We start from the raw sequence: 20,925 nt of genomic DNA, 5'->3' as shown, positions 1-20,925 counted from the left end.
CCTCTTCCGAGGGAGATATGGTTTTTCCGTGATGATCGCCCCGATCAGAACTGGCCTTCTTCCTCCCCGACCAGGATTTCGCGCTTTCCGGCGTGATTCGCCGGGCCGACGATGCCCTCAAGTTCCATTCGCTCCATCAGCGAGGCCGCGCGGTTATAGCCGATCTGCAGCCGGCGCTGAATGTAGGAGGTCGACGCCTTGCGGTCGCGCTTGACGATCGCAACCGCCTGCGTGAACAGATCGCCGCCGCCGTCGCCGCCCATGCCGGTGGCATCGAACACGGCGCCGTCCTCGTCGGTCGGCTCTTCCGCGGTGACGGCTTCGAGATATTCCGGTGCGCCTTGCGTCTTGAGGTGACGCACGACCTTCTCGACTTCCTCGTCCGAGGCGAACGGGCCGTGCACGCGGCTGATGCGGCCGCCGCCCGCCATGTAGAGCATGTCGCCCTGGCCGAGCAGCTGCTCGGCGCCCATCTCGCCAAGGATGGTGCGGCTGTCGATCTTCGACGTCACCTGAAAGGCGATCCGGGTCGGGAAGTTCGCCTTGATCGTGCCGGTGATGACATCGACCGACGGACGCTGCGTGGCGAGGATGACATGCAGGCCGGCGGCGCGCGCCATCTGCGCGAGGCGCTGCACCGCGCCTTCGATGTCCTTGCCGGCGACCATCATCAGGTCGGCCATCTCGTCGACGATGATGACGATGTAGGGCAGCGGCTCGAGGTCGAGCTTCTCTTCCTCGTAGATCGCCTTGCCGCTCTCCTTGTCGAAGCCGGTGTGGACGGTGCGCGTCAGCTCTTCGCCCTTGGCCTTGGCTTCGACGAGGCGCGCATTGTAGCCGTCGATGTTGCGCACGCCGAGCTTGGCCATCCGCTTGTAGCGCTCTTCCATCTCGCGCACGGCCCATTTCAGCGCCACCACCGCCTTCTTCGGATCGGTGACGACGGGCGTCAACAGATGCGGGATGCCGTCATAGACGGAGAGTTCGAGCATCTTCGGATCCACCATGATCAGGCGGCATTGATCCGGCCGCAGCCGGTAGACCAGGCTCAGGATCATGGTGTTGATCGCGACCGATTTGCCGGAGCCGGTGGTGCCGGCGATCAGCATATGCGGCGTGCGCGCCAGATCGATGATGACGGGGTCGCCGCCGATCGTCTTGCCGAGGCACAGCGGCAGCTTCGCAACCGAATCGACGCTTTCCTTGGCGACCAGAAGCTCGCGCAGATAGACCTTCTCGCGATGCGCGTTGGGCAGCTCGATGCCGATCGCGTTACGGCCGGCGACGACCGCGACGCGGGCCGACAGCGCGCTCATCGAGCGCGCGATGTCGTCGGACAACCCGATCACGCGCGACGACTTGATGCCGGGCGCCGGCTCGAGCTCGTACAGCGTGACCACCGGGCCGGGATTGGCCTTGACGATCTCGCCGCGCACGCCGAAGTCCTGCAGCACGCCCTCGAGCGAGCGCGAATTGGCTTCGAGCTCGGCCTTGCTCAGCGGCTGTCGATCGCTGGCCTTCGGCGCACTGAGCACGGAGACCGAGGGCAGCTCGAACTTGTCGGAATTCTTCTTCTTCGGCTTCGGCTCGGCCTTCTTGCGCGGGGCGCGGGCGGCGGGAGCTTCGTCCTCCTCGTCCTCCTCTTCCTCATCGTCGTCGAAAGCTTCAGCCTCGTCCTCATCATGGTCTTCATGCGCGGGCGCGATCGAGGGCGCCGAGCGGCCGCCGCCGATATTCGGCTCTTGGCGCTCGAACGCAGCGCTGCGGCTCTGGGCTCCGCTCGAGATCAGCGATTTGTAGGCGGTGGTCAGCAGCCAGCCGAGCCGCGCTTTGGCGCTCATCAGCGCATGGAACAGCCAGCCCAGCGAGACCGAGCTGCGGTCGTTGTCTTCTTCCTCGACGAACGGCTCGTCGTCGTCGGAGATCGGCGTCAGCTCGTCGTCCTGCTCCTTGGCACCCCAGCCGCAGGCGAACAGGAAGCTTGCCGCCATCGCGACGAACAGGATCAGGCCGAGCACGACGCGATAGATGAAGCCGGGCGGGCCGAACACGACGGCCGGCGCACGCAGCAGCGCGTCGCCGACCACGCCGCCGAGCCCGGTCGGCAGCGGCCATGCGGTGTTGTGCGGCCAGCAGCTGGCGAAGCCCGCCGCGATCACCGTGCACAGGATCCAGCAGCCGAGCCGCAGCGCCTCGCGATCGAACGGGCGATGCGTCAGCATCCGCCAGCCCCACACCGCGACCGGCAGCACCAGCATGATCGCGCCGAGACCGAGAATCTGCATCAGGAGGTCGGCGCCGATCGCGCCGGGATAGCCGAGCACGTTGCGGATCGCGCGCGAGGTGGCGTGGCTCAGCGACGGATCCTGCACCGACCAGGTCATCAGCGCCGCCGTGATGGCGCCGGACAGCGCGATCAGGCCGAGCCCGGTGAGTTCGCGCAGCCGTCGCGCCAGCGCCTCGCGGAGCGAGAGCGGCAGATGGCCGACCAGGGGGATGACACGTTCGATCGCTGGCATACTCAATCTTCGCGCTTCGCGATTAACCCAGGGTTTCGACCAGGCGATGCATCGCCTCGGCCGTCGATTCACTGTCGGAGACGAGCGCGAGGCGGATATAGCCCGCGCCCGGATTGGAACCGTCGTTCTGCTGGCGCGCCAGATAGCTGCCGGGAATCACGCGCACGCCGGCGTCGCGATAGAGCCTGACCGCCGCCGCCTCGTCGCCGCCGCGCCCGGAGACGTCGAGCCAGACGCAGAAGCCGCCGGCGGGACGCTTGTAGCCGTAGCGGTTGCCGAGGATCTGGTCGGCGAAATCGAACTTGATGCGATAGAGCCGGCGGTTCTCCTCGACATGCGCCTCGTCGCTATAGGCGGCGACCGCGACATGCTGCAGCGGCACCGGCACCTGCGGTGCGGCGACATTGCGCAGCTCGTGGAATGCGGCCAGAAACTTCCTATCGCCCGCGGCAAAGCCGACGCGCATGCCCGGCAGGTTCGAGCGCTTCGACAGCGACTGGAACGCCACGACATTGCTGAAGTCGGGACCGGCGCATTCGAGAATGCTGCCCGGCGCCTCGCGAGTGTAGATTTCCGAGTAGCACTCGTCGCTCAGGATGATGAAGCCATAGCGATCGGCGAGCTCTTTCAGCCGTGTGAAGTAGGCGCGCGAGGCGACCGAGCCCTGCGGATTGGCGGGCGAGGCGATGAAGAACGCGACGGTGCGCGCCAGCGTCGCCTCGTCGATCGAATCGAGGTCGGGCAGGAAACCGTTGCCGAGCGTGGTCGGCAGGTAGATCTGCTCGCAGCCGGCCGCGCGGGCGCCGGCGCCATAGGCCGGATAGAACGGGTTCGGCATCAGGATCGCCGGCCGGCCCTTGCGCGGCGCGACGTAGCGCGAGGCTGATATCGCGGCAAAGAACAGCCCCTCGCGGCTGCCGTTCAGCACCATCACCTCGCTCTCGGGATCGACCGGCCGCGGCAATTGGAACCGGCTTCCCAGCCAGGTCGCGACGGCGCGGCGGAACGGCTCGATGCCCTTGGCGATCGGGTAGCGGCCGAACTCGGCGGTATGCTTTGCCAGCACCGGTCCGACGAAATCGGGCACCGGGTGCTGCGGCTCGCCTAATGACAGCGTAATCAAGGGCTTGGCGGGCTGATACGGCGCCAGCAGCTCGGTCGTGCGCAGGAAAGGGGAACGCTCGGCCTGGCCGGCGGATGCGACATCGCCGGCGCCCTGCGCCAAGCCGGATGAGGCGGTCATTGCCATGATTGAAATGCCAGCACTTTCACTGCGGACGGAGGGTAGGGGCGCCGACCGTAAACCGATCAAGTCACCATAGATAGGGCGAGGTTAAGACGCGATTAACCATCGGCGGCGCGGCACGATCGGCGGCGCGTGATATCAGTGCTCACCCCAGAAAACCTCATCGAAATTGCTCCGAGACATGATCCATCGCCGCGCCATCCGGGCGCTCATCATCACCGGCGAGCGCGAAGTCCTGCTGATGCGGATTCGCCCGCCGCACGGCGTCGACTGCTTCTGGATCGCGCCGGGCGGCGGCGTCGAGGATGGCGAGACGGCTGAAGCGACGCTGCAGCGGGAACTGGCCGAGGAATTGGGGCTGGTCGATTTCGAGCTCGGGCCCGCCGTCTGGCGGCGTCACCACACCTTCAACTGGGGCCGCCGGCGGATCTCGCAGAAAGAGGAATACCGGATCGTGCACGCCGATCGCTTCACGCCGGTGATGGCCGACGAAGCCGAGGCGCGCGTGCTCGATTGCTTCCGCTGGTGGCCGATCGCCGACCTATCCGGTGCGAGCGAGCGCCTGACGCCGCTGTCGCTTGCCGACATCCTGGAGCGCTATTTGTGCAACGGCGCGCCAAGCGAGCTGCCGGATGAGGAAGTTTTGATCGACTGACGCGGCTCCATGGCGTGACCCACAACTTGTCATGCCCGGGCTTGACCCGGGCATCCATCGACTAGGCCAGAATCTTGCGAAGCGGGATGGATGGCCGGGGCAAGCCCGGCCATGACGATTCGAATTTGCCGGTCCATCCGGGCTACGCGCGCGATGGGTGGCGGCTACCGCGCCGGCAGCTTCTCGAACGATGGCTTGCCTTCGGGCAGGTGGTGGAAGGTCTGCTTGTCGCAGGTGTAGATCGTCATCTGCGGGGTGAACACCGAGGGGTCGTCGAAGGTGCCGACCTTCAGGATGGTGGCGGGCAGGCCCGGCACCTTGGTCACGAGATGCGTGCCGCACTCCGGGCAGAACTCCCGGGTCACGGCGCGGTCGAGATCCTTGCGGGTGAACTGCTTGGGCTCGCTGGCGGTGTATTTGAAGCCGGTGGTCGGCATTGCCATGAACATGTTCGGTCCGCCGCCCGTGATGTACTGGCATTCCCGGCACAGGCACTGCGCCGCCATCATCGGCTCGCCCTCGGCCTCATAGCGCACATTGCCGCAATAGCATCTGCCCTGCACCTTCATGACGTCCTCCCGTTTTCGTTGTTTGTGGCCTGTCATTCCACAATGGCAGGCAATTCCGACAATATTTTCTCAAGCCGCGGAAAAAAGAAAAGGGCCCCAGCTTGCGCTGGAGCCCCTCAACGGTCCGGACATTGCCGGGTATGTGCCCGAACCGTAGTTCTGGACCCGGCCCCGGAGGGAGCCAGAGTCCCGGGAGAACTCACATGTTGTAGGCGCGCTCCGTATGCTCGGTGATGTCGAGGCCTTCACGCTCGGTCTCGACGTTGGCGCGCAGGCCGACGATCACGTCGACGATCTTGTAGAGGATCGCCGAACCGATGCCCGACCACACCAGCGTGGTGCAGACGCCCCAAACCTGCGAGATCATCTGCGCCGCGAAGTCATAATCGGCGACCTTCGGAGGGATCGCGGTGTAGTCGATGATGCCTGCACCGCCGAGCGCCGGGTTGACCAGGATGCCGGTGCCGAGCGCGCCGACGATGCCGCCGACGCAGTGGACGCCGAACACGTCGAGCGAGTCGTCATAGCCGAGCGCGTTCTTCACGACCGTGCAGAAGAACAGGCAGACCACGCCGACCACGAGGCCGAGCACGATGGCGCCCATCGGACCGGCATAGCCGGCCGCCGGGGTCACTGCGACGAGGCCCGCGACCGCGCCCGAGAGCGCGCCGAGCAGCGAGGGGTGGCCCTTGATGATCCATTCCGCGAACATCCAGGCCAGCGCCGCCGCGGCAGTGGCCACGAAGGAGTTGGTCATGGCGAGCGCAGCGCCGCCATTGGCTTCGAGGTTGGAGCCGGCGTTGAAACCGAACCAGCCGACCCAGAGCAGCGAGGCGCCGATCATGGTCATGGTCAGCGAGTGCGGAGCCATCAGCTCCTTGCCGTAGCCGGTCCGCTTGCCGATCAGCAGCGCGCCGACCAGGCCGGCGATACCCGCGTTGATGTGCACGACGGTGCCGCCCGCGAAGTCGATCGCGCCCTTCTTGAAGATCCAGCCGGCGTCGGCGTTGATCTCGTCGAGCTTGGCCTGCGCCGCGGTCTTGGCCGCGCCGTCAGCCGCAGCGGCGAGCGCCTTGGCGGCATCCTGGATCGCGTCCGGGCCCGGCCAGTACCAGACCATGTGCGCGATCGGGAAGTAGATCAGGGTGACCCAGAGCGGGATGAACAGCGCGATCGCCGCGAACTTCATGCGCTCGGCGAAGGCGCCGACGATGAGGGCCGGCGTGATCGCCGCGAACGTCATCTGGAAGCACATGTAGATGAGCTCCGAGATGTTGGCGTCGACCGAGAAGGTCGCCGCCTTCGAGTCCGGCGTGACGCCCATCAGGAACGCCTTGGAGAAGCCGCCGATGAAGTCGGAACCGCCGGTGAAAGCGAGGCTGTAGCCGTAGAGGGCCCAGAGCACGGTGACGAGGCAGACCGTGTAGAACACCTGCGCCAGCACCGAGAGCATGTTCTTGGAGCGGACCAAGCCGCCGTAGAACAGCGCGAGGCCCGGGATGGTCATCAGCAGCACCAGCACCGTCGAGGTCAGCATCCAGGCGTTGTCGCCCTTGTTGACGGTCGGCTCGGCGTAGGCGGCGGTCGCGGCGAACAGGCCGACTGCAAGGGCCGCCAGTCCCGCGCCATAGGGACGCTTGAACGTCATGTTATTTCACTCCTGAGGTCTTAAGGTTTGAGCGCGAAATCAGAGGGCCGCGGCATCGGCCTCGCCGGTGCGGATGCGCACGGCGTGTTCGAGGCTGATGACGAAGATCTTGCCGTCGCCGATCTGGCCGGTCTTGGCGGCGGAGGTGATGGCGTCGATGGTTTTGTCGACCTGATCGGAATTGACCGCGACCTCGATCTTGATCTTCGGCAGGAAGCTCACGGCATATTCGGCGCCGCGATAGATTTCCGTGTGGCCTTTCTGACGGCCGTAGCCTTTGACTTCCGTCACCGTGAGACCGTGAACGCCAATGGCGGTCAGGGCGTCACGGACCTCTTCGAGCTTGAATGGCTTAATGATCGCCATAACAATTTTCATGAGTCCTATCCCCGCTTGGGCCCGGTGCGAATCAACACCGGGAGTTTCGACTGAGGTTCACCACGCGGAGGACATCCACTACGCGGGCACAGCCTGGACCCTTAGAATCAAATGCCGTGCCAAACGGCCGGAGTTCGCTAATGGATTATGAATCCGGACCTTTTCCCGCTTTACGGGTGGGAGGTGCCCCTGCGCTATTCCGCCGCGCCTAAAATATGGTCAGGCCTGTCTAGAACGCAGGCACGGCTAACTCCGGACACAATTCTGCTCAGCCGCGGGGCAGCAGGCGGTATCCGGCGAGGGCTTCCGGGCCCGCCCCGCGGTCCGCGAACACCCTCTCGATCATTTCGCCATTCGCGTCTGTCGGACGATTGCGCGATGGGAATTTGATATTGGGTTTCATCGGCTTGTTTGGGTTCCCACCCGAAACGGGACCGGCGCGAAGACAGTTGCGGGCATCCTCGCCGCGTCGTTCTGTGCGAAGCGGACAAGGGCTCGCATCAGGTACGCCCGCCAGGACAGCAAATGCTGGACTTTTGCCGGCGCTCGTTACCGATCGTTAGCTGTCTGTAACATTGTCGTTCCGGCGTTAACGCCGCGGTTGCCGTCGTTGCGCTATTCCCGCCGCATAAGAACTTCAATGACAGGTGGGGCAACCAATGATTGATCGTATCCGCGCGCTGCTCGAGCAGCAGCCGATGATTTCGCTGGATTTCAACACAATCACCGACGACACGAATCTCTATGACGCAGGGCTGACATCCTTCGCCACCGTGCAGGTGATGCTGGCGCTCGAGGAAGAGTTCAACATCGAATTTCCCGAGGCGATGCTCACGCGACGGACCTTCTCGTCGCTCGCCAACGTCGCCGACGCCGTTTCACGGCTGACACAGCGGGCGGCGTAAAACCATGAACGTGGTGAGAAAGAAAGAGCCCGTGCCGGCCTCTGCCGCCACGCCGGCCGAGCGCATGCGTTTGGTCGCCAAGGTGGCGGCGCAGCAGGTCGATGCGGTAGACCGTGAGGGCCGCTTCCCGGCCGATACCATCGAAGCATTGAAGCGCGAGCGCCTGCTCGGCGTCGCGATTCCCGTCGAGCATGGCGGGGAGGCATTGGGCACGGTGGAGATCGCGGAGCTGATCGTTCAGCTCGCCCAGGCGTGCGGCTCGAGCGCCATGATCTACGCCATGCACCAGATCAAGACGTCGAGCTTCGTCAGCCATGGCGGCGCCAGCGACTGGCATCTGGCCTATATGCGCCGCATTGCGGCGGAGCAGTTGCTAATGGCCTCGGCGACCACGGAAGCCGGCATCGGCGGCAATCTGCGCAATTCGATCTGTGCGGTCGAAGTGGCAGACGGCCGCTTCTCGCTGACAAAGGAAGCAACGGTTATTTCCTACGGCCGCCACGCCGACGCGATTCTTGCCACGGCGCGGCGCGCTCCCGACGCGGCAAGCTCCGATCAGGTGATGGTTGTCATTCCCGCGGACCTGAACCGCACGCTGGAGCGCACCTCCGTATGGGATACGCTCGGAATGCGCGGCACCTGTTCGGACGGTTTTCATCTCGTCGCGCACGGTGACGCGGCGCAGATTTTCCCCAAGCCGTTCTCGGAGATCGCGGCACAGTCGATGCTGGCGAGCTCGCATATCTTCTGGGCGGCGACCTGGTTCGGTATCGCCACCGATGCCTTCAATCGCGCGCAAGCATTCGTCAAGGCTGCGGCGCGCAAGCAGGCGGATGGAAGTCTGCCGCCGGGTGCGCTTCGGCTCGCCGAGGCAGCCGCCCTGCTTCAGGAGATGAAGGGTCATCTCACGGCCGCCATTGACCGCTTCGATGCGGCCAAGGGCAATGACGACGCGCTCTCCTCGATTGGCTTTACCGCCGAGATCAACGCGTTGAAGGTCGCTGCGAGCGAGAAGGCTGGGGCGATCGTGCGGCTCGCCATGCTGATCAACGGCATCGTCGGCTACAAGAATGGCACGCCGTTCAGCGTCGGCAGGCACCTGCGCGATGTGAGCTCAGCGCCGCTGATGATTTCGAACGACCGTATTCTTTCCAACACCGCGACGCTCCTGCTGATGAGCCGCTTTGACACCAGCCTGAGAGGTTGAGATGGACGCCAAGACGTTCGACGCCAAGAGCCTGCTCGACACCCTGTTCGACAAGAGCATCCTGTTCAAGACCGGAGTAGACGGGCTTTATGGCCGCTCCGGCGTTTTCGAAGACGTGATCGAGCGCTTTGAGCGGCTCGTGACCAGCATCGGAGCGCCAGACAAGGCAACCCGCATCCACTTCCCACCGGGCATGAGCCGCGCCACGCTTGAAGGCAGTGGCTATATGAAAAGCTTCCCGCAGCTTGCAGGCTGCGTGCATTCCTTCATGGGCGGCGAGCGCGAGCATGCGCAGCTTCTCGGCATGATGGCTGCGGGAGAGGACTGGACCGAACTGCAGCAGGCGACGAACGTCGTGCTGACGCCAGCCGCCTGCTATCCGCTCTATCCGACCGTTGCCGCGCGCGGTCCGGTGCCCGATGACGGTGTGCTGTTCGAGCTTTCCTCCTATTGCTTCCGTCATGAGCCTTCCAAGGATCCCGCCCGCATGCAGCTGTTCCGTATGCGCGAATTCGTCCGCATCGGTACGGCCGAGCAGGTGTGCGCCTTCCGCGAAAGCTGGCTGGAGCGCGGCAAGGCGATGATCGAATCCCTCGACCTGCCCTGCGAGGTTGATCTCGCCAACGATCCGTTCTTCGGTCGCGGCGGCAAGATGATGGCCAACAACCAGCGCGACGAGGGACTCAAGTTCGAGCTGCTGATCCCGGTAACCAGTATCGAGAAACCGACGGCCTGCTTGTCCTTCAACTATCATCGCGACCATTTTGGCCAGACTTGGGGCCTCAAATTCGCGGATGGCAGCCTGTGCCACTCGGCCTGCGTCGGCTTCGGGCTGGAGCGCGTGGCGCTCGCGCTGTTCCGCCATCACGGCCCTGAGGTCGAGGCATGGCCGGCTTCCGTGCGTGACACGCTTTGGGGCAACTGAAATGCAGAGTGCCATCGCCGGGCTCGATCCGGCCGACTACAAGCCGCACCGGCTACACGACGCGGAGCGGCGATGGCCGCAGACCAATTGCTATGTCGATCTTCTGATCGAGGTCATGCATGCGACTGGGAATGACCCGGTCGCGGCGCTCGGCTTCACCGTCGCGCAGGATTTCGAAGGCGACCAGTTCACGTTCTTCAAATTCCCGACGGCCGACCTGCAGCGATTGGCCGGCTTGGATATCCAGGAACTGTCCGTGTTCGATCGTCTGGAGGCGCACGTTCTCAATCAGATCGAGCGCGGGCGGCTGCCGCTGGTCGAGGTCGATGCCTTCTACCTGCCCGACACGAAGGGCATCACCTATCGCAGTGGCCATTCCAAGACGACGATCGGCGTCAATGTGCTCGTTCCCGGGCGCCGCCACATGGCCTACTTCCACAACGACGGCTACTTCGCCCTGGACGGCGAGGACTATGACGGCATTTTCGAGCAGCGCAACGGCGCGCCGGCCGGCGGCCTGCCGCTGTTTCCCTATGCCGAGTTCGTCAAGTTCGACACCACGCGCCCCTCGCGCGATCCGGTCAGTGCGGCCACGGAAATCCTCGCGCAGCATCTGCGGCGCAGGCCGAAGCGCAATCCGCTCGATGCCTATGCGGCCGTGTTCGGCGGCCATGCCGAGGCACTGGCTGCCCGGTCACCGGAGTATTTTCACATCTACGCCTTCAACACGTTGCGGCAGGTGGGCGCCAATTTCGAACTCCTCTCCGGTCATCTGGAATGGCTGGGACGGCACGGCGAGACCGGTCTGGCCGAGGCGATCGAAGCCGCCGCGGCAATCGCCGAGGGCGCCAAGGTCATGCAATTCAAGCTCGCCCGCGCCATGGCCCGGCATCGGTTCGATGGGCTCGCGGACGCCATCGGGCCGATGGCCAAGGCCTGGCAAACGGTGATGGACGCTCTGGACAGTCGCATGGCGGATCTCGCCAGCAAGGCAGCGTAGGACCGGCCTGCCGGTCATGGGAATGCATGTGTATGGACGCTTTGGTGTCGACGACCGACACGGCCGAGCCTCTGGACAGCGGCTGGTGCATGGTCGTCTCGCCGGCCGGCGCGTGGGCGTCTCCGGCGGCGATCGACGGCAGCGCCGAATGGCTGGAGGCGGCGTGCCCCAGCACGGCCGCTGCTGCGCTGGAACGGCTTGGCCGCTGGGACCGCAACCATCCCACTCCGCTGCACGACCAGGACGTCTGGTATCGTCGCCGGCTCGACGTCACCGGCCCGGCCCGTCTCGTATTTGGCGGCTTGGCGACGGTTGCAGAGGTCTGGCTCGACGATCGCCTCGTGCTGTCCTCGACCTCGATGTTCGAGCGCCATGATGTGGCCCTGACGCTTGCCGGCGGCGAGCAACTGGCCATCGCATTCCGCAGCCTCGACCGCCATCTGGAAACCCTGACCGGTCCGCGTGCGCGCTGGCGGCCGCGCATGATCGACGATCAGCGGCTGAGGCTCGTACGGACCACGCTGATCGGCCATATGCCGGGTTGGTCCCCTGGCTTCGACATCGTCGGACCGTGGCGACCGATCAAGCTGATCCGCGATACCAACCGGCAAGGCGTGCGCGATGTGCAAATGCAGGCCGACCTCGCCGGCACAACAGGGCATCTTTCCATCGCGATCACGCTGGTCGAGCCGTTTGATGACGCGCCGGCCACGGTCGCCTGTGCGGGCGCTGTCGCCGCATTGACCTTAGAGACAGCGACGCGGCTGACGGCGAAACTGGATATTGCGAACGTTGCGCCATGGTGGCCGAGCAGCCATGGCGATCCGGCGTTGCACGAGGTTGTCGTCACGCTCGGCTCGATGCGAGTAACGCTCGGCCGCGTCGGCTTCCGGCATATCGAGATCGATCGCGGCACCGACGGACGCGGCTTTCGGCTGGTCGTCAACGGCGTATCCGTCTTTTGTCGTGGCGCGGTGTGGACGCCGTCCGACCTGGTGCGGCTGCCGTCTTCACGCGAAGAGATCGCGCGCGACCTCGATCTTGCACGACGGGCGGGCGTCAACATGCTCAGGGTCGGCGGCACGTTCGTCTACGAGGGCGACGCGTTTCACGAGCTTTGCGACGAGATGGGCATCCTGGTCTGGCAGGACCTGATGCTCGCCAATTTCGACTATCCGGCGAAGGACGAGGCCTGGTGCGCGTCGCTCTCGCGCGAGGTCGGGAATTTGCTCGGGCGGCTCAGGCATTCGCCATCACTCGCCGTTCTGTGCGGCGGCAGCGAGGTGGCGCAGCAGGCGGCGATGATGGGCATGCCGATGTCGATGGATCCGACGCCCTGGTTCGACAAGGTGGTGCGCCCCATCGCCGAAGCGAAGCGTCCCGACCTGGTGCTTGTGACGTCATCGCCATCCGGCGGCAACCTGCCTTTCACGGCTGATGGCGGGCCGATGCATTATTACGGGGTCGGCGCCTATTGCCGCCCGCTGGATGACGCGCGCCGCGCCGAAGTACGCTTCGCGAGCGAATGCCTTGCCTTTGCCAATGTGCCTGACCAGGCAACGCTGGATGCGCATCTGCCGGTGCCGCCGGTGCACGATCCGCGCTGGAAGGCGGGTGTGCCGCGCGACGTCGGCGCGTCGTGGGACTTCGAGGATGTGCGCGAGCACTATCTGGAAACGCTTTTTTCCGTCGACGCGCGCCGGCTGCGCATCGAAAATACCAGACGCTATCTCGAGCTCTCCCGTGCGGTGACGACCGAGATAGTGGAGCGCACCATCGACGAATGGCGCAGACCCTGTTCGCCGACGGCTGGAGCGCTGCTGTTCTTCTGGAAGGACTTGCGGCCGGGCGCGGGTTGGGGCGTGGTCGATTCGACCGGCCGGCCTAAGCCGGTCTGGCACGGGCTGAGGCGCGCATTTGCCCCGCTACGGCTGATCCTGAGCGACGAGGGCGTCAACGGGCTGACCGTCCATGCTATCAACGATACCGCGAAGACCGTTCGGGCGACATTATCGCTGACCTGTCTGCGGGACGGCGTCACGCCGGTGGTGTCGGCGCGCCAACCGATCAGCGTGCCGGCGCACAGCGGCCTGTCGCTTTCGGCCTTCTCGGTACTCGGCGCCTTTTTCGATATTTCCTACGCCTATCGCTTCGGGCCGCCCGGACATGAGGTCACCGTTGCAAGGCTGGAAGGCGACGACGGGAAGGTCTTTGCCGAGGCCTTCCATGTGCTGCCGGGTGTCATGACCGCGCAGCGCGACGTCGGCCTGACTGTGAGTTTGGTGCGTCGGAAGGACGCGTGGCGGCTGCGGCTGGCCTGCAAACGCGCGGCCTACCACGTCTCCATCCAGGACGATCGGTTCGTTCCAACGGAGAACAATTTCCACCTGATACCGGGCATCGAGCGGGAGGTCGGCCTTGACGGTCCGTCCCTGGCGACGCCTGGCGGCGCGGTGACAGCGCTCAATGCCGATCGCGACGCGAGCTACGAGGTGCCGAGAGCGGAAGAATTGGAAGTCGTGCGGACAAGGGAGTCCGCCGGGAGCATGACATGAAACCAGTTGTCTTTGCCGATACCATCGGCTGGCTGAACGTAGCGAAGGGGCGGCGGGGCGTTGTCATTGCCGGCGCGCATGGTCATGAGGATCTGTGCAGTCGCCGATTCCTGAAGCTGTTGTCCGACAGGGCGGCCGCGGGGGGCCTGCCTGTCCTGCTGTTTGACTATCCCGGTTGTGGCGACGCTGCCGGCGACCATTCCGCGCCGGGCCGGGTGATGGCCTGGACCGCAAGCATCGGCGCGGCGATCGACCGGTTGAAGCGGGATTGCGGCGTGGAGGATGTCATCCTCGCCGGCTTCCGTCTCGGCGCGCTGCTGGCCCCGCTCGCTGCGGCGGGGCGGGACGACGTGGCAGGCCTTGCGCTGCTTGCGCCACCGAGTTCCGGCAAAACCTATGTGCGCGAAATCACCGCAATGTCGCGCGTGATCGATGGGTCGCTCGCCAACAGCGCCGCAAGCGACGCGACGTTCGCCGAGGGACGCGAGGCCGTCGGCTTCCGGCTTTCGCATGAGACGCTCGCCGATCTGTCGAGGCTGGATTGGCGGCGGGCCGTCGCGGCCCTTCCGCCCCTGCCGATGCTTTTGATCGCGAACGGAAAGCCGTTGGCAGGCTCTGAAATCCGCGACGGTCGAACTTCTTTCGAAGGCGCGACAATCGCGGAGTTCAAGGACTATCACCTGCTCGTGTGCGACCCGACCGCGAACCGGATCCCGGCCGACGTTGTCGATTGCTGGGCGGATTGGTTGTCCGACCGGGCCGTCGCCGGCGTAGCTCAGGGCGTCGAATCCTTGACCGGCCGCGAGCTATTGGAGGGATCGCACTACACGGAAGAGCCGGTTGTGATCAGGCAGGCGCCATTGATCTGTGGCGTGCTGACCCGGCCACGTGACGGCCATGCTGCGGCCGATCCGGTCATCTTCCTCAACTCCGGCGGCGTGCCGCATGTCGGTTGGGCGCGCGGCACGGTCGAGGCGGCGCGCGAGCTTGCCGCCGCCGGCGTGGCGTCGCTACGCATTGACCTGCCGGGCCTCGGCCTGAGCGACGATGCCGGGAGCAATCGTCTGTTCCTCTATGATTCCCGCACCCGCTTCGACGTCAGCGCGGCGATTGACTGGATGCAGCGGGCGGGCTTTGCCAAAGTCGAGCTTGTGGGCACGTGCTCGGGCGCCTTCCAGGCCTTTCACACTGCGCGCGCGGACCGCCGCGTCCGCGCCCTGACCATGATCAACCCGCTCTGCTTTGCCTGGAACAGTTCCTACGCGCTGGAGCTTACGGCCTGGAAAGCATACGAAGCCTCCAAGGCGAATCGCGGAAGCCAGCAGCAGATCGGTCCGGCGGACGGGCCTGCGATGACGACCAGGTCCGCCTGGAAGCTGTCAGGGTCAGATAGCGCCAGGCGGCTGGTGCGGCGCGGATTGGAAGCCGTCAAGTCGACGCTGTCGGCGATGCATCCGTCCGCCTTGCTTGGTCGTAACCGCGTCGAGCGCTGGATGCGCGAGCTTTGTAGCCGCGGCGTGCGCGTCCTCATGGTCACCTCGGACGGCGATCTCAGCCTGCAGGAGATCGCACGGCATTTCGGTCAGGACGGCAAACGGCTCACAAGCATCCCCGGAGTGACGCGGTTGACGCTGCCGAACGCCGACCATTCGCTGACGCCTCGTCATGCGCGGCGCGCTGTCGTCGCGCGCTTGATCGACCACCGCGGCGGCGGCAGGCGCGGAGGATCGAGCCGTCCCGATGCCGTGCGGGTCACGGTGCCGCATGCCGAGGTGAAGCCTAAATCGATGGCGCTGTCATGAAACGGTTTGGCCGCTCCAGCGACGAAGATCAGCGCGGCACCGGATCATGTTTTTCGACGGCGTCGCGTTCGGCGAAGACCTTGTCGATCAATCCCCATTCGAGCGCCTGCTGCGCGGACATGAAGTGATCGCGATCCAGGGTCCGTTCCACGTCGGCTTCGGTGCGCCCGCAGTGCTGCGCATAGAGCCGGATGATGCGCCGCTTGGTCTCCTGCATCTCGGTGGCATGGATCAGGATGTCGGACGCCTGGCCCTGGAAACCGCCGAGCGGCTGATGCACGTGGAGGCTCGCATTCGGCAGCGCGGCGCGGTGACCGGGCTCGCCGGCCATCAAGAGGAACGACCCCATCGAGCGCGCCGTGCCCATGCACAGCGTGTGCACCGGCGCCTTGATGAACTGCATGGTGTCGTACATCGCAAGCCCGCTGGTGATCACGCCGCCATAGGAGTTGATGTAGAGGTTGATCGGCTTGTTGGGGTTGTCGGCTTCGAGGAACAGCAACTGCGCGCAGACCAGTCCGGACATCGCATCATTGACCTCGCCGTTCAGGAAGATGATGCGCTCGCGCAGCAGCCTGGAATAGATGTCGAAGGAACGTTCGCCGCGGCTCGACTGTTCGACGACCATAGGGACGAGTTGCATCATGTCGCGCATCGGCGACCTCCATTTCTGCAGGTGATGAAGTCTCGGTAGGTGAGGTTGGGGATCAGGCCGCGCGCATCATTGTGCGGTTGTTGCTGTTGGCCGGTTGCGGCTGCTTTCCCCTGATGTCGCATGCTTGCTGGATGATGCGAAACCTTGTGCCGCCGGCCTCGTTCGGCTCGATCCGGAAGGTGACTTGGCTTTCGCGAAACGGCGGGTCGGACTCGCGCAGCCGGAAGCGCACCTCTTCGCCAGCGATCGATGAGAGGGGTTCAGCGTCCGCGAGATCGCAATCCGGCAGCCAGCGTTCGCGCAGGGCCGGAATGGTCACCGCGCGCCAGACTTTTTCAGGCGGTGCATCGAGCTCGTATTCGAGCACCAGGTCGGCGTCGGCATGATCAGGCTCAACTGTGTCGCTCATTGATCCATGTCCTTCAGCAGATCGGAGAGCGCTTCGATGCGCTTCGGCCAATAGGCGCGGTAGCGGGCGAGCCAAGTGCCGATGCTGGCGATGCCGTCCGGGTCGACCTCATAATTCACGAAGCGGCCCTGCCGCTGCTCGCGCACCAGCCCTGCCGCGCGCAGCACCGCCAGATGCTGCGACATCGCCGGCTGGCTGATCTCAAGTCCGTCGCGCAAGGCGCTGGCGTTCAGGCTGCCGCCGGCCAGCTTCTCAAAGACCTTGCGGCGGGTCGGATCGGCCAGAGCCTTGAAGATGTCGGTGTCGACCATGACAACACATAAGCATACACTTATGTGTCGTGCAAGCCCGAACCTTGCTCGCGCCGTACTTCGTGACGTCGCGGCGCTCGGGTCCTTTGCATGGGGTTGTTTTACAAATTCGCCCTCACGGTGGCCGGTGTCGTCGTCCTGGCCCCGTGAGTCCGGCTGCCACCGCCGCCTCGGCTACTTACTGCAGCGCCTCGCCATGCTGGGAGATGTCGAGACCTTCGAGCTCCTGCTGCATCGAGACGCGCAGCGGGACGAAGGCGCTGACCAGCTTGAGCAGCACGAAGGTGACCCCGCCGCACCAGACAAAGGTGACCGCGACGCCGTAGAGCTGGATCAGCAGCTGCTTCGGATTGCCCTCGAGCAGGCCGGACGTGCCGCCGATCGCCGAGGCCGCGAACACGCCGGCAAGCAGCGTGCCGGTCAGGCCGCCGATGCCGTGCACGCCGAACACGTCGAGCGAGTCGTCATACTTGAAGCGATGCTTCAGCCAGGTGCAGGCCCAGAAGCAGACCAGGCCGGCAATGATGCCGATGACGACGCCGTGCCACGGCGCGACGAAGCCGGATGCCGGGGTGATGGTGCCGAGCCCCGCGACCGCACCCGAGATCATGCCGAGCACCGACGGCTTGCGGCGCGTCGCCCATTCGATCGCGCCCCAGGTCAGCGCGCCGGCGCAGGCCGCAAGATGGGTGGCGGTGATCGCCATCACCGCGCGCGAATTGGCCGCGAGTGCCGAACCGCCGTTGAAGCCGAACCAGCCGACCCAGAGCAGGCCGGTGCCGACCACCGCGAGCGACAGATCGAACGGTGAAAGATTGTCATGGCCATAGCCGTGGCGGTTGCCCATCACCTTGGCCGCGACCAGGCCGCTGATGCCGGCGGAGAGATGCACCACAAGACCGCCGGCGAAATCCAGCACGCCCGCTGATGCGAGGAAGCCGCCGCCCCACACCCAATGCGCCAGCGGCACATAGGCGAAGATGAACCAGCCGATCGAGAACAGCACATAGGCGGAGAACCGCATGCGGTCGGCGACCGAGCCTGCGACCAGCGCCACCGTGATGATCGCGAACGTCATCTGGTACAGCATGAACAGCGCTTCGGGGATGGTCTTCGCCGCCGGATTGATGCTGTCCATGGTGATGCCGGCCAGGAACCAGCGATCGAGCGAGCCGAGCCAAGGACCGTCGCCGACGAAGCTCAGCGAATAGCCGAAGGTGACCCAGAGGATCGAGACGAGCGCAACGGCGGTGAGGCTCTGCGCCATCGTCGCCAGCACGTTCTTCTTGCGCACCATGCCGGAGTAGAACAGCGCCAGTCCGGGGATCGTCATCATCAGCACCAGCGCGGTGGCGACGATCATCCAGGCGGTGTCGGCGGCGTTGACGCCGGAGCTGGATGCCGAGTCTTGCGCGAAAGCCGGCGTGGCTTGCGCGAACAGGATTGCAGCAGTGATCGGCGCAGCTGATATCGCTGCACGAAGAGCTCGTGCCCCCATCATCATTCCCCGGCGGTCGTCGTTTCTTGGTGTGCGGTTGTGGCGTGCGCCGGCGTCGTTGCCGGCGATGATCTCGATCGTTTTGTTTGGGCATGATCTCCGCGCAAACGCTTTCCGCGTTTGTCGCGAGGGATCAGGCTCCAGGGTTCAGAGCGCGTCGTTGTCGGTCTCGCCGGTGCGGATGCGCAGCGCATGATCGATCGGCGTCACGAAGATCTTGCCGTCGCCGATCTGGCCGGTGCGGGCGTGCTCGGTGATGACGCTGACCGCCTTGTCGGCGAGCTCGGTATCGACGGCGATCTCGATCCGAAGCTTGGGCAGGAAGTTCACGACATATTCGGCGCCGCGATAGATCTCGGTGTGGCCCTTCTGGCGGCCATAGCCCTTCACCTCGGTCACCGTCATGCCGTGGACGCCGATCGCGGTCAGCGCCTGGCGCACCTCATCGAGCTTGAACGGTTTGATGATCGCGACGACGAGTTTCATGGTTCAGGCCTTCATTCCCTTGAGGTTTTCCGTGTGCGCCCGTCCCGGAGCGGCACTTGCCGTCCCGCGAGCCGGCACCTGCTGCCTCCCGGAGCGGCAATTTGCCATCCCCGAGCGGCACTTCGCGTCCGCCAAATCTGGCAGCTTTCTGGGCAAATGGCATAAAAAACTTGCAGGTTGAAGCGGAAAACATGCGCAGCGCGTGTGCTCCCTCACTGTACGGAATGGAAACGCTCGGCCACAATGTGGCTTTCCCGCCCCGGCCAGCGCTCTTGCTGGTTCGTTTCGCCTATCGCGTGTCCCTGTGCGCGCGCCCCGAGGAAACAAGAAATGTCGAACCGAAACTGGTTTTATGCATCCGAAGGCCAGCAAAAGGGCCCCCTGCCTGAAACCCAGCTCCGCGACCTGATCACCCGGGGCACGGTGGGGGCCGACACCCTGGTGTGGACCGAGGGCATGGCCGGCTGGCAGAAGGCCGGGGAGATTCCGGGCCTCGTCCCGAGCGCCGGCGCGCCGCCGGCATTTCCGCAGGCCGGCGGACCGCCGCCGGTGGTGGCGTCCGGAAGCTATAGCGGCGGCACGCTGTCCGCCGACTTCCCGATCTGGGGCCTGTTCGGCCGCAGCCTCTTGATGTTCATCGGCCAGATTCTCGTCATCCCGGCGCCGTGGACCGCGACCGGCCTGTACCGCTTTGCGATCCCCTATATCCGCGTGCCGGGCCGGCCGCATTTCGCCTTCACCGGACAGCCGCTCGACATCTGGTGGGTCTTCATCGTGCTCGGCCTTCTGACCTATGCCGGCGCGGCCAACAGCAACATCGTGACGCTGCTCTCGCTGCTGTTGCAGGGCTTCCTGAGCTGGATGATCGTGCGCTGGATCATCGGCCATCTCAGCTCGAGCGGCCAGGACCTGCCGATCTCGTTCAAGGGCAGCCCGGTCGCCTATGTCGGCTGGTACGTGGCGATGGTGGTCTCGGCCATCACCATCATCGGCTGGGCCTGGGTGCTGACCGCCTGGATGCGCTGGATCTGCCGCAACATCGACGGCACGCGCCGCGAGGTCAGCTTCAATGCGTCCGGCATCGAGGTGCTGTGGCGAACCATCGTGTTCACGATCGCCTGCGGCTTCCTGATCCCGATTCCGTGGGTGCTGCGCTGGTACGGCAACTGGTTCGTCTCCCAATTCGCGCTGACCGAGCGCGTTGCCTACGCCGGCCAGTAAGCGCGATCGCATCGTGCCGACCGGCTCTGTTCGGGCGTGAGCGCTACGCCTTTCGCTCGCGCACCGACCCTTCTTGTGCGACGGACGCCACCAGCGTGCCGTCGGGCTTGAAGATCAGGCCGCGCGTCAGGCCGCGGCCCGACTGCGCGCTCGGCGAATCCTGCGCGTAGAGCAGCCATTCGTCGGCGCGGAACGGGCGGTGAAACCACATCGCGTGATCGAGGCTCGCCGGCATCATGCGCTTGTCGAACAGCGTGCGGCCGTAGCGCGCCATCACGGCATCGAGCAGCGAGAAATCCGACGCATAGGCGAGCGCGCACAGATGCAGCGCGGGATCGTCGGGCAGCTTGGCCGCGGTGCGGATCCAGACATGGATGCGGCCGTCGTCGATCTTCTGGCCGAAATAACGACCGAGTTCGACCGGGCGCAGCTCGATCGGCCGGTCGCTCTCGTAATAGCGGCGGATGAACTCCGGCATCTCCTTGAACATCGGCTGCTTCGACACTTCCTCCGCGGTCAGCTTCTCCGGCGGCGGCACGTCGGGCATCTTCTCCTGATGATTGAAGTTGCTCTCCTCCTCGGCATGGAACGACACCATGATGGAGAAGATTGCGTTGCCGTGCTGGATCGCGGTGACGCGGCGGGTGGTGTAGCTCTTGCCGTCGCGCAGCCGCTCGACCTGGTAGATGATCGGGATCTGCGGATCGCCGGGCAGAATGAAGTAGCAATGGATCGAGTGCGGCAGGCGGCCCTCGACGGTGCGGCAGGCCGCCACCATCGCCTGGCCGATCACCTGGCCGCCGAACACGCGCTGCCAGCTCGTCTTCGGGCTGTTGCCGCGGAACAAATTCACCTCGAGCTGCTCGAGATCGAGGATGGACAGCAGGTCGATCAGGCTCTTGGACATCGGCGGCTTTCGGTTTGACTTGAACGGTC

General features: G+C 65.1%; 19 protein-coding genes. 8 read left to right on the top strand and 11 right to left on the bottom strand.

Going from position 1 to position 20,925, the window contains the following annotated elements; all coding sequences use genetic code 11:
• Positions 1-44: 44 nt before the first annotated feature.
• Positions 45-2,525 (bottom strand): DNA translocase FtsK, encoded by a 2,481-nt coding sequence (locus ACVIHF_RS34915; RefSeq protein WP_456793306.1) that lies wholly within the window; start codon positions 2,523-2,525, stop codon positions 45-47.
• A gap of 16 nt (positions 2,526-2,541) precedes the next feature.
• Positions 2,542-3,768 (bottom strand): aminotransferase class I/II-fold pyridoxal phosphate-dependent enzyme, encoded by a 1,227-nt coding sequence (locus ACVIHF_RS34910; RefSeq protein ID WP_310883514.1) that lies wholly within the window; start codon positions 3,766-3,768, stop codon positions 2,542-2,544.
• Between the two features lie 178 nt (positions 3,769-3,946).
• On the opposite strand from ACVIHF_RS34910, the gene ACVIHF_RS34905 reads away from it, so the two are divergent.
• A complete protein-coding gene (locus ACVIHF_RS34905) occupies positions 3,947-4,420 on the top strand; it encodes an NUDIX domain-containing protein (RefSeq protein WP_456793305.1) in 474 nt (157 codons plus the stop codon).
• A 164-nt stretch (positions 4,421-4,584) separates the two neighbouring features.
• On the opposite strand, the gene ACVIHF_RS34900 is transcribed toward ACVIHF_RS34905, so the two are convergent.
• The 3 genes from ACVIHF_RS34900 to ACVIHF_RS34890 all read right to left on the bottom strand — a co-directional run bounded on the left by ACVIHF_RS34900 (position 4,585) and on the right by ACVIHF_RS34890 (position 7,015).
• Complete coding sequence (locus ACVIHF_RS34900; protein WP_016841439.1) at positions 4,585-4,989, bottom strand: GFA family protein; 405 nt, start codon at positions 4,987-4,989, stop codon at positions 4,585-4,587.
• A gap of 199 nt (positions 4,990-5,188) precedes the next feature.
• Entirely contained in the window at positions 5,189-6,637 is a 1,449-nt protein-coding gene (locus ACVIHF_RS34895; protein WP_057020316.1) for an ammonium transporter, read from the bottom strand.
• A 39-nt stretch (positions 6,638-6,676) separates the two neighbouring features.
• The gene (locus ACVIHF_RS34890; protein ID WP_024583097.1) at positions 6,677-7,015 is read right to left on the bottom strand and encodes a P-II family nitrogen regulator; all 339 of its coding nucleotides are present in this window, start codon (positions 7,013-7,015) and stop codon (positions 6,677-6,679) included.
• 659 nt (positions 7,016-7,674) lie between these two features.
• On the opposite strand from ACVIHF_RS34890, the gene ACVIHF_RS34885 reads away from it, so the two are divergent.
• From ACVIHF_RS34885 to ACVIHF_RS34860, 6 genes are read left to right on the top strand one after another with little or no spacing between them, the layout of a single operon-like run.
• Positions 7,675-7,920, top strand: a complete 246-nt coding sequence (locus tag ACVIHF_RS34885) for an acyl carrier protein (RefSeq protein ID WP_057020315.1) — start codon at positions 7,675-7,677, stop codon at positions 7,918-7,920.
• Between the two features lie 4 nt (positions 7,921-7,924).
• Entirely contained in the window at positions 7,925-9,127 is a 1,203-nt protein-coding gene (locus ACVIHF_RS34880) for an acyl-CoA dehydrogenase family protein (RefSeq protein WP_456793304.1), read from the top strand.
• 1 nt (position 9,128) lies between these two features.
• The gene (locus ACVIHF_RS34875) at positions 9,129-10,052 is read left to right on the top strand and encodes an amino acid--[acyl-carrier-protein] ligase (protein WP_028335830.1); all 924 of its coding nucleotides are present in this window, start codon (positions 9,129-9,131) and stop codon (positions 10,050-10,052) included.
• Between the two features lies 1 nt (position 10,053).
• Positions 10,054-11,052 carry a DUF1839 family protein gene (locus tag ACVIHF_RS34870; RefSeq protein ID WP_456793303.1) on the top strand — a complete coding sequence of 333 codons (999 nt, stop codon included), beginning with the start codon at positions 10,054-10,056 and terminating at the stop codon, positions 11,050-11,052.
• 44 nt (positions 11,053-11,096) lie between these two features.
• Positions 11,097-13,607 (top strand): glycoside hydrolase family 2 protein, encoded by a 2,511-nt coding sequence (locus ACVIHF_RS34865; protein WP_456793301.1) that lies wholly within the window; start codon positions 11,097-11,099, stop codon positions 13,605-13,607.
• On the top strand, positions 13,604-15,409 hold the full coding sequence (locus ACVIHF_RS34860) for an alpha/beta fold hydrolase (protein WP_456793300.1): 1,806 nt from the start codon (positions 13,604-13,606) through the stop codon (positions 15,407-15,409). Before ACVIHF_RS34865 ends, ACVIHF_RS34860 begins: the two co-directional genes overlap by 4 nt.
• Before the next feature lie 28 nt (positions 15,410-15,437).
• On the opposite strand, the gene ACVIHF_RS34855 is transcribed toward ACVIHF_RS34860, so the two are convergent.
• The 5 genes from ACVIHF_RS34855 to ACVIHF_RS34835 form a co-directional block, all read right to left on the bottom strand.
• Positions 15,438-16,064: an ATP-dependent Clp protease proteolytic subunit gene (locus ACVIHF_RS34855; protein ID WP_456793299.1), complete on the bottom strand. Its 627-nt coding sequence runs from the start codon at positions 16,062-16,064 to the stop codon at positions 15,438-15,440.
• A gap of 52 nt (positions 16,065-16,116) precedes the next feature.
• On the bottom strand, positions 16,117-16,473 hold the full coding sequence (locus ACVIHF_RS34850; protein WP_456793298.1) for an SRPBCC family protein: 357 nt from the start codon (positions 16,471-16,473) through the stop codon (positions 16,117-16,119).
• A complete protein-coding gene (locus ACVIHF_RS34845; protein ID WP_016841428.1) occupies positions 16,470-16,784 on the bottom strand; it encodes an ArsR/SmtB family transcription factor in 315 nt (104 codons plus the stop codon). Before ACVIHF_RS34845 ends, ACVIHF_RS34850 begins: the two co-directional genes overlap by 4 nt.
• Positions 16,785-16,962: 178 nt before the next feature.
• Positions 16,963-18,282, bottom strand: a complete 1,320-nt coding sequence (locus ACVIHF_RS34840) for an ammonium transporter (RefSeq protein ID WP_456793297.1) — start codon at positions 18,280-18,282, stop codon at positions 16,963-16,965.
• A gap of 147 nt (positions 18,283-18,429) precedes the next feature.
• Positions 18,430-18,768, bottom strand: a complete 339-nt coding sequence (locus ACVIHF_RS34835; RefSeq protein WP_028335836.1) for a P-II family nitrogen regulator — start codon at positions 18,766-18,768, stop codon at positions 18,430-18,432.
• A 330-nt stretch (positions 18,769-19,098) separates the two neighbouring features.
• Between ACVIHF_RS34835 and ACVIHF_RS34830 the strand changes: the two genes are divergently transcribed.
• The gene (locus ACVIHF_RS34830) at positions 19,099-19,989 is read left to right on the top strand and encodes a DUF4339 domain-containing protein (protein WP_456793296.1); all 891 of its coding nucleotides are present in this window, start codon (positions 19,099-19,101) and stop codon (positions 19,987-19,989) included.
• A 43-nt stretch (positions 19,990-20,032) separates the two neighbouring features.
• Here the strand turns inward: ACVIHF_RS34830 and tesB are convergent, their stop codons facing one another.
• Positions 20,033-20,896 carry an acyl-CoA thioesterase II gene (gene tesB, locus ACVIHF_RS34825; protein ID WP_016841424.1) on the bottom strand — a complete coding sequence of 288 codons (864 nt, stop codon included), beginning with the start codon at positions 20,894-20,896 and terminating at the stop codon, positions 20,033-20,035.
• Between the last annotated feature and the right edge of the window lie 29 nt (positions 20,897-20,925).

This window comes from Bradyrhizobium sp. USDA 4506 (assembly GCF_054058795.1).
Note: the sequence above shows the minus strand (reverse complement) of the source record. Positions and strands in the feature narration are given on the sequence as shown.